Genomic DNA, 14,059 nt, shown 5'->3' with positions numbered 1-14,059 from the left:
GGCTGCGCGTCAGTCGTGACCAGTCTTCATTTCGCGGACCTGCTGCATCACTTGCTCCAGATTGTAGCTTGCAGGGCTCTGAAGCGGCGGGAAGTCGATGTAGGTCTCAAGATGCTTCAGCCACAACTGCTGGCCGATCGGCAGGATGTTCCAGTCATAGACATAGGCGGTGGACGGTGACGCGATGGCGCCGCCTGTACCGAAGAGCGTCTTCAACTGTTGACCGACCGAGGTTTCGAACGGGTCGCGCTTGATGTTGACGACCTGCGTCCAGGCGTATGGCATCACCCCGGTAATGAAGCCAGCCGGATCGTCGGAGACCATGGCGAAGTACATCTTCCAGTTCTTGTAGCGGACAGCCGACGGCTCCTTGCCGGAATAGTACAAGAATGAGTCGCGCGCGGATGGCGACTTGCCTTCCAGGAAGTCGCGCTGGTCGATCCCGTCGAGCGTGGTCTTGACGACCCCCGGATACTTACCCGCCTCGATCTCTTTCTTCAGGCCGTCGCCCTTCGGACCGCCTGCGATGTTCACAAACGTCGGCAGCCAGTCGAGCGCCGAGAACATGTCGTTCTTGACCGTACCGGGCTCGATGTGCCCCGGCCAGCGAATCACAAGCGGCGCCCGCATGCCGCCTTCCCAGGTGCTGAGCTTTCCGCCCTTGAACGGGGTGGTGCCGCCATCTGGGAAGGTAATCGTCTCGGCGCCGTTATCGGTCGTGAAGACGACGATGGTGTTGTCGAGCTCTCCCATCTCCTCGAGCCTTTTCAAAACGTAGCCGATGTTGTCGTCCATCTGCTTCATGCCGGCTTCGTTGACGCCCCAGTCCTTGCCGCCGGGCTCGCCGACCATGTTCAGATATTTGTCGGGCAACACCGTCGTGATGTGCATGCGGGCCGGGTTGTACCAGACGAAGAACGGCTTTTTGGTTTTCTCGGGGTCGTTCCGGTCGAGGAAATCGATGACCTTGCCTGAGATCTCTTCGTCAATCGTCTTGGAGCGTTCAAGCGTCAGCAGGCCCTCATCCTTGCAGCTTTGGTTCGCCGGGGATCCGTCGGACGATTTGCACGAAAGCATCGGACGCGGCGGCGTCAGGCAGGTCGTGGTCTTCGGGTCGACGGACGCCGGGTCTTCCGTTAAACCGGGGATCGGCGTGTTTCTGCAGGGTGGCGCGATCCCCTGCTCGGTGGAGGTCTTGTTGATGTCGGGGAAGCTCACCCCCTGCATGGCGTCGAGGTGATAGAGGTAGCCCCAAAATTCCTGGAACCCGTGTGCCGTCGGCAGGGATTCGGTGGTATCTCCGAGATGGTTCTTGCCGAACTCACCTGTCGAGTAACCGAGATCATACAGGAACTTGGCGAGGTGAGGCGTGCCGGCCCGCAGGTAGGACGGGCTTCCGGGAATCTCCGGCAGAACCATGCCGACGCGCACCGGCTGCATGCCGGTGATGAACGCGGTCCGCCCTGCCGTGCAGCTCTGCTCGGCATAGTAGGTCAAGAACTTCGCCCCTTCCCGGCCGATACGATCGATATTGGGCGTTTCACCGACCGCGAGACCTTGGTGATAGATGCTCGGCTGCATCCAGCCGATGTCGTCACCCATGATGAACAGGATGTTGGGCTTCCTGCTCTCCTGCGCATGTATTGCCGCCGTGCTCGCCAACAGGCTGCCGGCGACCGCCATTGCTGCTGTTATGAACTTTGTAGTCCGTCTCATTTCGAATGCCTCCCTCAGGGGGTCGCCACATGGACGACCAAGGTTGGTTGAAAGACGAGTCGAAGTAAAAGAGGGTTTGTCGGCGACAGATCATTTCGGTAGAGACGCGGCTCTCGACCCGCGCGCGCGGTCACCCTCGACTTGCCGAAGAGGGCATGTCCACTCTTCCATCCATTTTCTACATTGTATTAGCGTAAGCAGATATTGCCCTTTGGGGAATCCCCGTGAGGGATTGCGAATTGCCACCGGAGCCGTCGCGAACACCCTCCCTAAAGGACAATAGGCACGATCAGAAACCGCATGTCATAAAGATACACACAGGGACATTCAGGTGGGCATGGCCATGAGCGCAGCAGATGCATACGATCCCGCATTTGACGGGCTGGCCTGGGTGCCTGCACGGACGTTCACCATGGGATCGAACAGGCACTATCCGGAGGAAGCGCCTGCGCATCCGGTCAAGGTCGACGGCTTCTGGATCGACGCGACGCCAGTAACAAACCGCCAGTTTGCCGCCTTCGTCAAAGCCACCGGACATGTCACCGTCGCGGAAATGACGCCACAAGCTGCCGACTACCCAGGGGCACTTCCCGGAATGCTGCGGGCCGGCTCGCTCGTGTTCACCCAACCAAAGGCGGTCATCGGCTCCGACATAACACAATGGTGGTCGTTCAAGTTCGGCGCAGACTGGCGACACCCCTACGGTGGTCGCAGTGACATTCGTGGGAAGCTCGACCATCCCGTCGTTCATGTGGCCTACCGCGACGCCCTGGCTTACGCCCATTGGGCTGGCAAGGATCTACCAACTGAAGCTGAGTGGGAGCTGGCAGCGCGTGGCGGGATTGACGATGCCGAATTCGCCTGGGGCGACGAATTCAACCCAGATGGCAAGCTTATGGCCAATACGTGGCAGGGAACGTTTCCCACAATGAGCACGAAGCGGCCCGGCGCCGACAGGACATCGCCGGTTGGGTCTTTCCCCGCGAACGGGTACGGTCTTTACGACATGATCGGCAACGTCTGGGAGTGGACGTCGGACTACTGGTCAACCCGCCATCCACAACCCGCGACCAAATCGTGTTGCATTCGTCAAAACCCTCGTGGTGGTGACCGAGAAGCAAGCCTCGATCCCCGCGAACCGAATGTTCGAATCCCAAGACGGGTGCTGAAAGGCGGGTCACATCTCTGCGCGCCGAACTACTGCCGTCGCTACCGTCCCGCCGCCCGTCATGCGGAACCGGAGGACACCTCCACCAGTCACGTTGGCTTCAGATGCGTCAAGCGAACCGAAATTTGACCCCCCCACGGACCGAGGGGCAAGGAGGATGAAAAGCAGCCGCGCTGCGATAAGGCCGAGCCGCGCGGCGCGGTCGGCATTCCTCTGCGGCAAAGCGGGACATCAGCGCCGCGCTGCCATCCGCCAGAGTTCGGCGAGATCGTCAAGGCTCATGCGCAGGCAATCCGCCGCAGTCAGCCGTTCCCGTTTTCGCGCGAAAATCTCAGTCAGTGCAAACCCCTCGCCGCAGACGGCGGAAACAAGGCCGTACATCCGGGCGCCGAGGAGAGCCCGACATCGGGCCAGCTCCTTGCCCGCATTCACTTGCCGTTCCGTGATGGGGTCGCGCGGCTTGCCGCCGTCGACATGTTCACGACCATAATCGATGGCCGAAGCACCTTTGCCACCCATCGATTCCCACAGCGTCCGGAAGTGCGTCGCGGCGGCCACCTGAGCAGCATCGAGAACACCTCTCGCCGCCAATGTCGTGATCGCGCTTTCGCGGATGTTTTCATCATCGCGGGAATCGTGCGCGGGTTCGTCGCATCTGGCGGATGGGCGCGGGAGAAGTACGGATTCTCAACGAGGGTGGGGCGAAGCTTCGGTGTGGGCATGTCGCGGAGAATGCCATAGCTGGGCCGAATCGTCACTAGGGTGCCGTGGCTGTCATGGCCCCAGAATGGCCCAATTTTCGCAACTTGCCTCTTTCGAGGCTTTGCTTTTTTCCGGAAAGACTAGGGTTTTCAAGGATTTAAATGGTCGGGGCGACTGGACTCGAACCAGCGACCCCTTGACCCCCAGTCAAGTGCGCTACCGGGCTGCGCTACGCCCCGACCTGCCGAAACGGCTTGTTTCGTTTAGTTTTTCAGCGCGTGCAATGCAAGCGGAAAAACCTTGCCTCCAAGAAAAAGGAGGCGGTTTGCGCGAATGGTCAGATCGCCGCGAGCCTCAGCCGGCCTTCGGCGGTTTGACGAGGCTGCCATGCCTGGTAGTTGGCGATCGAAAAATGCGGCGTTTCGAAGGGCGTGGCGTGCGTTTCTGTAATGACAGTGACGTCGGCGCCGGCTGCCTCGCCGGCGAGGATGCCAGCGACCGCATCTTCGAAGACCAGGCATTTTTTCGGATCGACACCGAGGCGGCTTGCGCCGAGCAGATATCCTTCGGGGCTGGGCTTGCCTGATTTGACCTCCTGGCCGCTGACGATGACCCTTGGCATCAGGATGCCGGCGGCGGCCATGCGGCGCTTGGCAAGCTCAATCGGCGCCGAGGTGACGATTGCCCATCGGCCCTCAGCGATGGCGGAGAGGAAGCGGACGGCGCCGGGGATTTCGACGATGCCGGAGACATCCTCCATTTCCTCGGCGAGCAGCAGATCCGCCTCATGGGCAGGATCGACGCCGGGCAGGCCAAGCCCGCGGATCACATCGGAGGCGCGGATGCCGTGGATCGTCTTCAGGAAGACCTCCGGCTCGAAGCCGTGGCGCCTTGCCCATTCGCTCCAGACGCGTTCGACGACGGCGATGGAATTCAGCAGCGTTCCGTCCATGTCGAAAAGGAAGGCGTCATAGGATCTGTCGAGGATGTCATGGAGAGCGGGCACAGGCTTTTCCTTGCAAGCATGAGGCTGGGGGCGGCCCCTGCGCAGGCGAGTAACGGAGAGCGGAAGCGGCGTCAACGTCAGTTGTTGGTGTCTGGGTGGGTAACGTTACGGACGTCGGCAAGGCCGCGGGCGGCGTCGCGGCTGCCAGTTGCGGCAGCGGCTTCGAAGATACGGGTCGCATCGCCGTACATTTTGAGATTGAGGTAGCTGTAACCGCGCAGAACCATCAGGTCGATGCGTTCCTGCTGCAGTTGGGCGCGCTGATCTAGATAGATGAGGGTTTCGCGATAACGTCCCGCGTCGAAGGCTGCAAGCGCACGGTCGGCGAGGATCGCCACCTGAAGCTCGGCGGCGCGCTGGCGGTTCTGCGGCGCCTTGGTGGCTGCGACGGCGGCATTGGTGGAAAGGCCGGCGCGCAAATAGGCAAGGCTCTGGCCGTAGGCTGCGTCTTCGCGGATCTTGCGGACGGGGCTCTGCAATGCCGCCTCGAAAGCGGAGATTGCCTCCATCGGCCGGTTGATATCCATCAGGCACCAGCCGCGCGACAGTGCGTCGGCTGGCTTAAGCTGCCCCGCATCGATTGTCGTCGAGCAGCCGCGCGTCTGGCGCGGGCCGCGCGGGACGGTCACCGTGTCCATCGCCGGTCTCGCCGCACGAACGACCACTTCCGCACCCGGCTGCAGCGTCACGCGGCGCTCTGCCGGAAGCGGCTCGGCCGGGGGACGCTGCGTCGGTTGAGCCGGTTGCTGTGCGGCAAGCCCCCCCTTCGCCGGCGGCGGCGTGACGGCATTCGGCATCAGGGAGGACGTGTCTTCGAGATTGGTGATCCGGCTCGACCGGCCGGCCCAGGCGCGCTGGAGGTCGAGCACGCCATTGCGGTCGCTCAATTGCTCGCGGGTGATGACAAGGCCATAGGCGGACGGTTCGTCATCGGGTTTCCAGGCAAGCGCCGTCTCGAACCAGCGTGCGGCGGTCTGGAACTGGTTGAGGGAGCGGGCATACCAGCCGAACTGCTGCGCCGTCGGCACATATTTCCGGGCGATGACCTCGGTGGCGATGCGGTGCAGCACGTCTTCGGCTAGATCGGCCGGCGGCTGCAACGCCATGAGGTTGGCGGTAGCGGCGAGATAGGTTGATGTCGCGTCATCGGAATCGGCGCGCCAGCGGAACATCACCTCTTCGGCTTCCTCAGCCGCCTTGCGGGCGATCAGCGCCAGCGCCAGCCCCTGCGAAGCGGTCGCCGAATCTTGCTTGGCTCGGGCGGCACGGAACCATTTCTCGGCATCGGCATCATTGTTGCGGCGAAGCTGGTACCAGCCGAGCAGCAGCGCATCGGAGGCAAGCCCCTCCGTCTCGGTGAGTTTTTCGAGGCGGGCGATATAATCGGGCGCGATGGCCAGATTCGGATCGTCATCGCCCTCGGCCATGAAGCGTCGGGCGAGGTTGTCGCGAATCGCGTCGAATTCCTTGTTGCCGTCGGCGGCAGGCCTCTCCAGCGCGAGCAGCGCCTGCATCGGCTGGTAGGCAAGCAGCGTCGAGGCCTTCTCGACCGTCGCCTGCCGCTCGGCCGGATTGGTGCAGTTCTTCAGGATATAGGTGTAGGCGTCCTGGCCGCGCTGCGCCCTCTCCGTCTGGATGAAGGCTTCGGCCACGCGCCAGAGAACATCAACCTCACTGCAGGTGAGCAGGCTCGGTGTTGCGGCAGCGATGTCGACCACAGTCGCATATTGCTTGAGGTCCGAAGCATTGACGAGGCGGGCACGGGCCTCGGCGACGTCAATCCGGTCGAGCAGATCGGCCGGCGGCTGCCACCCGGCATCGGCTGCCCGGCGGTCGGCGACGGCCTTGCGCAGCTCCGCATAGCGGCCATCCGAATAGAGCTGCCACATGGCCTCGAGCTGCTTGTCGCCATTCTGCGGCACGGCGAGCGGATCGGCCGGCGGAACCCAGTTCGGGTAGAGCGCCTGAAGGCGGGAGATTTCGACCTGCAGGCGCACCTTATCGCCGCGGCTGGCGAAATAACGAAGAGCACTTTCATCGACGGCAGGCTGCGGCGGCGCGGCCGCCTGTTGCGGAGCCGGCGGCGCGGAAACGATGGGGGGTGTGACTGGTGCCGGCTGGGCGACCGTCTGAGCCGGCGGAGCAGCCGCCTGAGGTGTTGCAGGTTGCGGTGCCGCAGGCTGCGATGCAGCGGCATCCGGCTCGGACCTGTCCGGTGCTGGCGGCGACGGGGAAGTGATCGCCTCTATCTTGTCGGCGACGAGTTGGGCGTTGAATTCGGGATCGCCGGCAGGACCATCCGTCGGCTTGATGCGGCCCATCATCATCAGCTCCGGCGACGGCTTGCCGGCGGCCCCAAGGCCGAACTTTTCCTGCAAAGCGGCACGATCTTTCAGGCCGGTGACGAGGGTCGCCACCACAACTGCCGCTGAAACCGCCACGAGAGAAGACTTCACAGACACTCCGGATGCTTCTCCCCAATATAGGCCAGCCCCAGCAGCTGAAGCGTGGACGGATAATAGAGTGCGGGCGCAAATTGCAGGGCCGAGACCGGCAGCTTGGTCCCATCGACTACACACGCCACAACATCGTTAACAATACGATAACCAGGATCCGACAACACGGCCTTCGGCCGGCCGGTGGTCAGATCGATGGTCGCGGGAACGCCGTCTTGCGACATCCCTTGTTGCAGGCGGGTCAGCAGCGCCTTGTCGGTGACACCGCCACGAGCGAGATAGAGCGGGATGCGGATGGCATTATAGGCAAACTCGGCGTCGAAACCCTGTGCCGGCTGCGGCTGGCCGCTGAGGCTCACCCATTCGGCGGGAAGCTTGCGCGGGCCGAACTGCATCCTCTTCAACAGCGCTAGGCCATCGTCCGACAGTTTTTGCCAGGCATCCGAAGGCGCGAGCGCCGCCATGACAGGGATAGCCTCGTAGATCCAGTAGGACGGGTTGACGACAGGACCGTCCTCACGGTCGCTAGCGGCAAAACCCTCACTCCCCGGCAACAGGAGTGTGTGACCGGCCGCGTGCACAACGGTTTCGGCAAGCAACGCCTGCGCCATGCGGGAGGCGGCGAGGATATAGTCGTTGCGTTTCCACGCCGTGCCGGCAAGCGCCAGCGCATAGGCGATCAACATGTCGCCATCCGAGGCGTTGTTGGTGTCGGTGACGTGCGGCTTGCCGTTCGGATCCCATTTCCAGACGGCAAGGCCATCGTCGCGTAGCAGCAGTTCGGTGCGGGTAAAATACCAGATCTGTTCGAAATCGGCGGGGCTGGCTGCGAGATAGGCGAGCAGCATGCCATAACCCTGCCCTTCGCTGTGGCTGATATTGCCGTTGCCGTTGTCGATGATGCGGCCGGTCGCATCGAGAAATTTCGCCTTGTAGGCGGCCCATGCGCCGGCATTGATCATCGCCTGCTGCGCCCCGGCGGGCGGGCCCGGGGCGAGCGCGACCGTTGCCGCCAGTAAGAGTGCGCGCCACCGCCTCATTTCGACCGGCCGAGCTTTTTGAGCATGCTGGAGGTGGTGACGCCGATCAGCAGCACGAAGACGACCAGCAGAAAGGCATAGGAGAGGATATTGGTCGACAGCCAGTTGGCGGCGATCAGGCGGTAATTGGCGATCGACCAGGGTGTGGACGGCACAAAATCGAAACGGGTGACGGGCACGGTCTCGATCTTGCCTGTCTTGCTCGAATAGGTGGTAATGTGGCCCGATATCTGCGACCAGTTCAGCTGCGTGGCCAGAACCTCGAGCCCTTCGCGCAAATCCTTCGCCGACGGCGCCGCCACCACGGTCCAGGCGCCGGCTCCCGCCGGGCTGGAGCCCTGTGCAACCAGCAGCGTGTCGGCGTTGGCCGGCGTGAAAATCTGCTCGGCGCCGGGGATGAATTGCAGCGAGCTGCGGGAGATATCGAAATTGCGCGACAGCCACTCACGGGAGGCAGTGATCCGGTTGCGCAAGACACCGCCGCTGACCTTGGAATTCCACTCCTCGAAGGCCGTACCGGTATCGACGACGCCCGCCTGCGTATCGGCCACGGGACGCCACGAGGCCTGGCTCGCCGTGGCGATATTGGTCTGCGACAGCGCGGTTGCCGGCATCTGCGAGATGGAGCCGATGAAGATTGCGTCACGATCGCCAATCGTATTCGGCGAGGCAACGATTTCGACGGCGATCGGATGGCCGGCAGTGATCGCCATCTGGCCGAGCAGCGTCGCGGCTGCCGAAAGCGTGTCGGCATCGACGCGGTCGATGAAAAGCGGCGTCGGTTCCGTGGCCCGGCCATAGGGATAGGCGGTGCCGGCCATTGCGGCCAGGTTCGGACGCTGACCGACGCGGGCGAAATCCGGAATCTGCAGCTCGGAGGTATCGAACAGGGCAAAGCGCGGGGTGGCACCGGCTGTCGCGCCCGGCGCGCAAGCCGCATCGTCCTTGGTCATCAGGATCGCCTCGATCGCCACCGAATTGAGGCCGGGCTTGAAGTGCCGCATCGTCACGCGGATCGGCAGATGACGGAGAATGCCGCCTGATGTCGTGGTGATCGGCACGGTGGAGGCAATGTTGTCATTGACGTAGATATCGATGTGGCTGCCGGGCATTACCTTATCGGTATAGGCGGCGTCGAGCAGCACCTTCGCTTCGCCATAGGCATTGGCATAAAAATCGGCCGGTACGGCGATATTAAAGCTGGTCCGCAGCCGCCGGCCGGAGAATTCGGTGGTCTTCACGCCGAGCTGCGACAGGGCGATACTCGTATCGGAAAAAACCAGCGGCGCGTTCGGCGCGCTCCAGCGTTCGGTGGTCAGCACGTCGCGGCGTACGTCCGAGGACCGGTCTGTCGGCGCGACGATGGTATCGATCGCCGAGGAGACCGCCTGCCAGGAGGGGCCGCTGATCAGAAGCACCGGCGAGCCGCTGCGCGGATCGGTGGCGAAAGCGGCGAATGCCGCGCTTTCGGCACCGGGCGGCAGGCCCGGAAAGATCGGCCGCAGTTCTGCCGCGGTGCCGACGAGCACGCTGAGCTTGCCGGTCCTGACGGCCGGAAGCAAGGTGGTGCTGAAGGCAAAGATCTGGTTCGGCATACTGCTCAGCACCGACAGGCCCTGCGCCAGTCGCAACAGCGGCTTGGTGGTTCCCGGCTGCTCCAGTGCCGGGACGACAATGTCGAACTCCGTCTTGCCGGCACCGTCGACGCCGATGGCGCGGATTGCGTCGGCGCTTGATAGCTGGGCGGCATCCCTGCCGGTAAAACTCAGAAAGGTTCCGGCCGGATCGATATTCGACCACAGCTCATAAGTGGACTGGATGCTGCAATCGGTGCGGTGGCGCTGGTTGGCTTCAAAGGTGACAAGATTGGCGCCAGGCTGCAGCAAACCGGACGGAACCTCGAAGGTGACGGCCGACGGGCCATCCGGCGAGCCGACACGCTGCTGGCCGATCGGGCGATTGTTGAGATAGACGGTCAGCGCCGAGGCCTCGGGCGCGACGAAGATCGCATTCTGGTAGGCGAAGGTGAAGCTTGCCTTGGCCGCCGCCTGCTCCGGCGTCAGATAGACCGACCATGACCGGCGATCGTATTCGCCGCCGAGACCAAGTTTCGAAAAGGGCACGACATAGCGACGTACATCGCCGGGGCGGGGCGCGGCGGTATTTGCCGTGGCGGCTGGCTGGGGCGCAGGCGCCGCCGGCTGCGGCGGGGCGACGGCCGCCGGAGGAACAGGAGCGGTCGGGGTTGCGGGCGGCGTAGGCGATGTCAATCTCGGGGTAACGGAAGCACCAGGCGGCCGCTCGCCGGACATGTCGAAGGGTGCCGTCTGCGCCTGGGCGAAGGCGGAGGCATTCAGCAGGAGAAGCGAGGCGGCGGCGATCCTTCTCATCCGGCGTTGACCTTTGCCGCCTGCTGCTGGGCTTCTCGCTCCGGCCGCATGCTGCGGAAGAAGTAAACAAGGCCGCGGCTCGTCTGGTAGAATGACATGCCGAGGAACCAGATGGTGCCGCGGATCAGGCCCGGATTGCGGCGGCGCGAGGCCTGGAACTCTGTCCACTGATCGGAATTGGCAAATATTAGGTCGGCGATCAGGCGATGGTCGAGCGCGCTTTTCGGAACGTACTGGCAGCCGACATTGGAGATGTCACCCGACGGCTCGATATTGCGGACGATGAGCGGCAGAGTTTCCAGTTCCGCGCCGCTATAGGGCCGGAAGCGGATCTCTCCGAGTGCGCCAACCAGCATCTCGTCGAGCTGCTTGTTGAAGATGTGAAGCCTTGCACCGTGAACCGAGACGTCCTCGATCGAGGCCGCGTACCACTTGCCGTTAACGCCGAATTCGCAGCGCCGGTTGACGCGGACGCGACGGGACGAAGCACGCTCGCCGCGCTCCGACACGACACCGAGCGCGCAGCCGGCCATGATCAGGTTGATGACATTCCATCCGCCGACGACGAGCGTGACGTCGGCCTTATAGGGCTCAGCATAGATTTTGTAGATGGTGATGACGAGCGCGACGATCTGCACCGCAAAGATGACGAAGAACGGACGGCTGATTTCCGACAGTCGGCTGACGGCGATCGATTCGTCCTTGGCGGTGACCTTGAAAGTAGGCTTTCGCGGATTGAGCATGACGGAGACGACTGCCGGCAGCAGATGCACCGTCTGAACATACTCGTAGAGCTCTGAAATCCAGGGCCAGCGGAACGACCCGTAGAGGTAATTCTGCATCATCAGATTCACGAGCATATAGGCAAACGTGTAGGCGAGGAACTCGCCGCCCGAGGCTGTGAAGATTTCCAGGTCGAAGAACAGGTAGAAGAGTGGCGCAAACAGGAAGATCGTGCGCGGGAACGGGAAGAGCCAGAACAGCGTGGAGGACATATAGCAGAAACGCTGCGGGATAGTCAGGCCGCGCTTCAGAAGCGGAAAGCGGAAACGCAGGATCTGCATCATGCCCTGAGCCCAGCGGCTGCGCTGGCCGATGAAGCTTGCGAAGGTGGCGGGCTGCAGGCCTGCGATCAGCGGCTTGTCGACATAGATGCTGTTCCAGCCGCTACCATGGAGCGCCAGCGCCGTCTCGCAATCCTCGGTGATGCTGATGCCGCTGAAGCCATTCTGGGATTCGAGCGCCCTGCGGCTCAAAACGGCGGCCGAACCGCAGAAGAAGGCGGCATTCCATTTGTCGAGGCCACGCTGGATGATGCCGTAGAACATCTCGTTCTCGCTCGGCATCTTGTCGAAGGTGCGCAGGTTGCGCTCCAGCGGGTCGGGATTGATGAAGAAGTGCGGAGTCTGGACGAGGAAGAGCTTCGGATCGTCTTCGAAGTAACCGACGGTCTCGAGGAGGAAATCGCGGGCCGGCGCGTGGTCGGCATCGAAGACGGCGATGAGTTCGCCGGTCGAATGTTTCATGCCGTTGTTGAGATTGCCGGCCTTGGCGTGCTCGTTGCGGTCGCGCGTGAGGTAGTGGACATCGAGATCGTCGCAGAGCTGCTTCAGCTCGATATGCCGGGCCGCGGCCGCCTGGGCTTCGAGCAGCTTGCCGGAGTTACGCTTCTGCAAGGTGGCGCCGTCGTCGAGCAGCCAGACATGCAGCTTCTCGGCCGGATAATCCATGGCCTTGGCGGCGGCCAGAGTGTTTCCAAGCAAGCCGGCATCCTCATTGTAGGATGGCACGAAGACGTCGACATGAGGGAAACGCTCATTCCTGGCGGCACGCGAGGGGCGCGATGGCAGCGGCGTCGCGACGATGAAGAGGCTGAGCGCCAGCATCGCAACGCTATACATTTCGGCCAGATAGAGCAGCAGGCCGGGAATGAAATTCTCGGGCTGGTTCAGAGGCGGCAGCGTATTGGTGGTGCGCCAGTAAACATAGCGCAGCACGATCGACGTGCCGAAGGCGAGCGCCACCAGGCGCCAGGTCCCCTCGCCCTTCAGAATCTTGATGACCGCCATCACGGTCACGACCGTGATGGCGGTGATGAGCTGGGTCTGCAGGTTGACCGGCAGCGTGATCAGCACGATCATACAGAGCGAAACAACGGCCCATATAAAGACACTGCGGGCTTTGCGCATCGGCGTTCCTTCGAAATTGCTCAACCGGGGCATCATCCGGCGCCCGCGACATGCTCGCTAGAACAGGATGATTTTAGGCCGGGTCGGCCTAAAATCTGAATCCTGTTCTAAATTAAAGAGTTAGAGCATGATGTCGTCCGAAAACCGCTCACACTTTTCGGCATCATGCTCTATCTCCGGCAGGCGGCCGTCATGGCCGCGTCGCCTATGCAGTCCGGCGAAGGCACGGTGACGCCGATCGCCCTTACCGATTGTTCGATTGGCGCAACTGCCGCAGCCGGCCTTGCACTTGTCTGCGGCGGCTCGCCCGGCAGCGGCACGCGCGGGCCGATGGGTGCCGGCACCGCTGCCACACCTTGATCCGATTGCGCGGTCGAGGCGCTGCGAACGACGGCGCGCGGCCGGGTGACAATGGCAGGCGCCGGCTCGTAGCCGATCGGCATCGGGCTGGGGCGATAACCGCCTTCGTCGGGATAGATCGGTGCGCCGGTGCGCCCGAGCGCTGCGTCGGCGGGCGGCGGATTGCCGTAAGGGTTCCAGACCTCGCCGTCGAAGGTGCCGGTGACGGTGTAGCCATAGACGATGCCAAGCAGCTGGCGTTCGCTCGCTCTCGCATCGCAAAGGCGCAGGCGCAGCTGGATCATGCCGAAATTACGCGCCTGGGTATTGGCAGCAGTGCTCGATCGGATCTGCTGCCAAGCATAGACGCAGGTGTCGCCGGCACGGCTGCGGCCGGAGGCATAACCGAAGGGGCCATAGGCGTTCTGCAGAAAGGTCGCCGACGTCGCCATCGGCACGCCCGGGACCGAACGGGCCACCTCGCGGGCAATGCCGCTCTCATTGATCTTGCTGAAGCCGGCATTGCCGGCGCCGGGATTGGCGCCCGAAGCACCGAAGAACTGGACCTTCAGGGAATTCTGACCGGGCACGGAGGATGAGGTAAACAGCGAGATCGTCTGCTCGACGCCGTTGCCGCGCTTGCGCTCGACGACGCTGACGATCGACGGGCCGCCCGGCGGCGGTAGGACCAGCGCCTTTTCAGGCGCCACGGTTTCCGGCGCGGAAGGCTGGCGCACACCGCCTGTCGATGTGCAGCCGGCCATCATGCCCGCCACGGCCACCAGCAATATCGTCTTTCGCAAGCGCATGTCTCGAGCCGCCGCAATCGTCTTCCAGAGATCCATTCGCAAGCCGAAACGCGACGGATCGTCGAATCAACGACCGGTTGGTCGTCCGTTCAGAATAAACGTCCAACATGGTTAGCGAAAAGTAAACAAGCGAGCTCTAACATCACCATCTGGACTCTTTTCGAACGCTGTTCAGACGGCTCAACCGTCTGATGTAAAAATTAATTTAGTAACAACTTAATTTCTCTCTTTGCGTCTGTTACCG

9 protein-coding genes and 1 tRNA gene are annotated in these 14,059 nt (G+C 62.7%); 1 reads left to right on the top strand and 9 read right to left on the bottom strand.

Annotated elements, in window-relative coordinates:
* Nucleotides 1-9: 9 nt before the first annotated feature.
* Nucleotides 10-1,683, bottom strand: a complete 1,674-nt coding sequence (locus tag GFM02_RS12145; protein ID WP_168321791.1) for an arylsulfatase — start codon at nucleotides 1,681-1,683, stop codon at nucleotides 10-12.
* A 370-nt stretch (nucleotides 1,684-2,053) separates the two neighbouring features.
* On the opposite strand from GFM02_RS12145, the gene GFM02_RS12140 reads away from it, so the two are divergent.
* Entirely contained in the window at nucleotides 2,054-3,013 is a 960-nt protein-coding gene (locus tag GFM02_RS12140) for a formylglycine-generating enzyme family protein (protein ID WP_020049439.1), read from the top strand.
* A gap of 102 nt (nucleotides 3,014-3,115) precedes the next feature.
* Here GFM02_RS12140 and GFM02_RS12135 read toward each other — a convergent pair whose 3' ends face one another.
* The 8 genes from GFM02_RS12135 to bcsN all read right to left on the bottom strand — a co-directional run bounded on the left by GFM02_RS12135 (nucleotide 3,116) and on the right by bcsN (nucleotide 13,815).
* The gene (locus tag GFM02_RS12135) at nucleotides 3,116-3,442 is read right to left on the bottom strand and encodes a hypothetical protein (RefSeq protein WP_348643966.1); all 327 of its coding nucleotides are present in this window, start codon (nucleotides 3,440-3,442) and stop codon (nucleotides 3,116-3,118) included.
* A gap of 306 nt (nucleotides 3,443-3,748) precedes the next feature.
* Nucleotides 3,749-3,825 (bottom strand) — tRNA-Pro (locus tag GFM02_RS12130).
* Between the two features lie 98 nt (nucleotides 3,826-3,923).
* Complete coding sequence (locus tag GFM02_RS12125) at nucleotides 3,924-4,592, bottom strand: HAD-IA family hydrolase (RefSeq protein WP_168321790.1); 669 nt, start codon at nucleotides 4,590-4,592, stop codon at nucleotides 3,924-3,926.
* A 77-nt stretch (nucleotides 4,593-4,669) separates the two neighbouring features.
* The gene (locus GFM02_RS12120; RefSeq protein WP_168321789.1) at nucleotides 4,670-7,048 is read right to left on the bottom strand and encodes a cellulose synthase; all 2,379 of its coding nucleotides are present in this window, start codon (nucleotides 7,046-7,048) and stop codon (nucleotides 4,670-4,672) included.
* Complete coding sequence (locus GFM02_RS12115) at nucleotides 7,045-8,088, bottom strand: glycosyl hydrolase family 8 (protein WP_168303791.1); 1,044 nt, start codon at nucleotides 8,086-8,088, stop codon at nucleotides 7,045-7,047. Before GFM02_RS12115 ends, GFM02_RS12120 begins: the two co-directional genes overlap by 4 nt.
* On the bottom strand, nucleotides 8,085-10,478 hold the full coding sequence (locus GFM02_RS12110) for a cellulose biosynthesis cyclic di-GMP-binding regulatory protein BcsB (protein WP_168321788.1): 2,394 nt from the start codon (nucleotides 10,476-10,478) through the stop codon (nucleotides 8,085-8,087). Before GFM02_RS12110 ends, GFM02_RS12115 begins: the two co-directional genes overlap by 4 nt.
* Nucleotides 10,475-12,667 (bottom strand): UDP-forming cellulose synthase catalytic subunit, encoded by a 2,193-nt coding sequence (gene bcsA, locus GFM02_RS12105; protein ID WP_168321787.1) that lies wholly within the window; start codon nucleotides 12,665-12,667, stop codon nucleotides 10,475-10,477. Before bcsA ends, GFM02_RS12110 begins: the two co-directional genes overlap by 4 nt.
* A 170-nt stretch (nucleotides 12,668-12,837) precedes the next feature.
* Complete coding sequence (gene bcsN / locus GFM02_RS12100) at nucleotides 12,838-13,815, bottom strand: cellulose biosynthesis protein BcsN (RefSeq protein WP_168321786.1); 978 nt, start codon at nucleotides 13,813-13,815, stop codon at nucleotides 12,838-12,840.
* Between the last annotated feature and the right edge of the window lie 244 nt (nucleotides 13,816-14,059).

This window comes from Rhizobium leguminosarum bv. viciae (assembly GCF_012276115.1).
Lineage (GTDB): Bacteria > Pseudomonadota > Alphaproteobacteria > Rhizobiales > Rhizobiaceae > Rhizobium > Rhizobium leguminosarum_T.
This window is presented reverse-complemented; position numbering and strand designations above follow the sequence as displayed.

Bases quoted from the DNA above. Each gene is read 5' to 3' on its own strand.
- GFM02_RS12145 (WP_168321791.1), bottom strand. From the start codon at position 1,683: ATGGCGGTCGCCGGCAGCCTGTTGGCGAGCACGGCGGCAATACATGCG.
- GFM02_RS12140 (WP_020049439.1), top strand. From the start codon at position 2,054: ATGGCCATGAGCGCAGCAGATGCATACGATCCCGCATTTGACGGGCTG.
- GFM02_RS12115 (WP_168303791.1), bottom strand. From the start codon at position 8,088: ATGAGGCGGTGGCGCGCACTCTTACTGGCGGCAACGGTCGCGCTCGCC.
- GFM02_RS12110 (WP_168321788.1), bottom strand. From the start codon at position 10,478: ATGAGAAGGATCGCCGCCGCCTCGCTTCTCCTGCTGAATGCCTCCGCC.
- bcsA (WP_168321787.1), bottom strand. From the start codon at position 12,667: ATGCGCAAAGCCCGCAGTGTCTTTATATGGGCCGTTGTTTCGCTCTGT.
- bcsN (WP_168321786.1), bottom strand. From the start codon at position 13,815: ATGCGCTTGCGAAAGACGATATTGCTGGTGGCCGTGGCGGGCATGATG.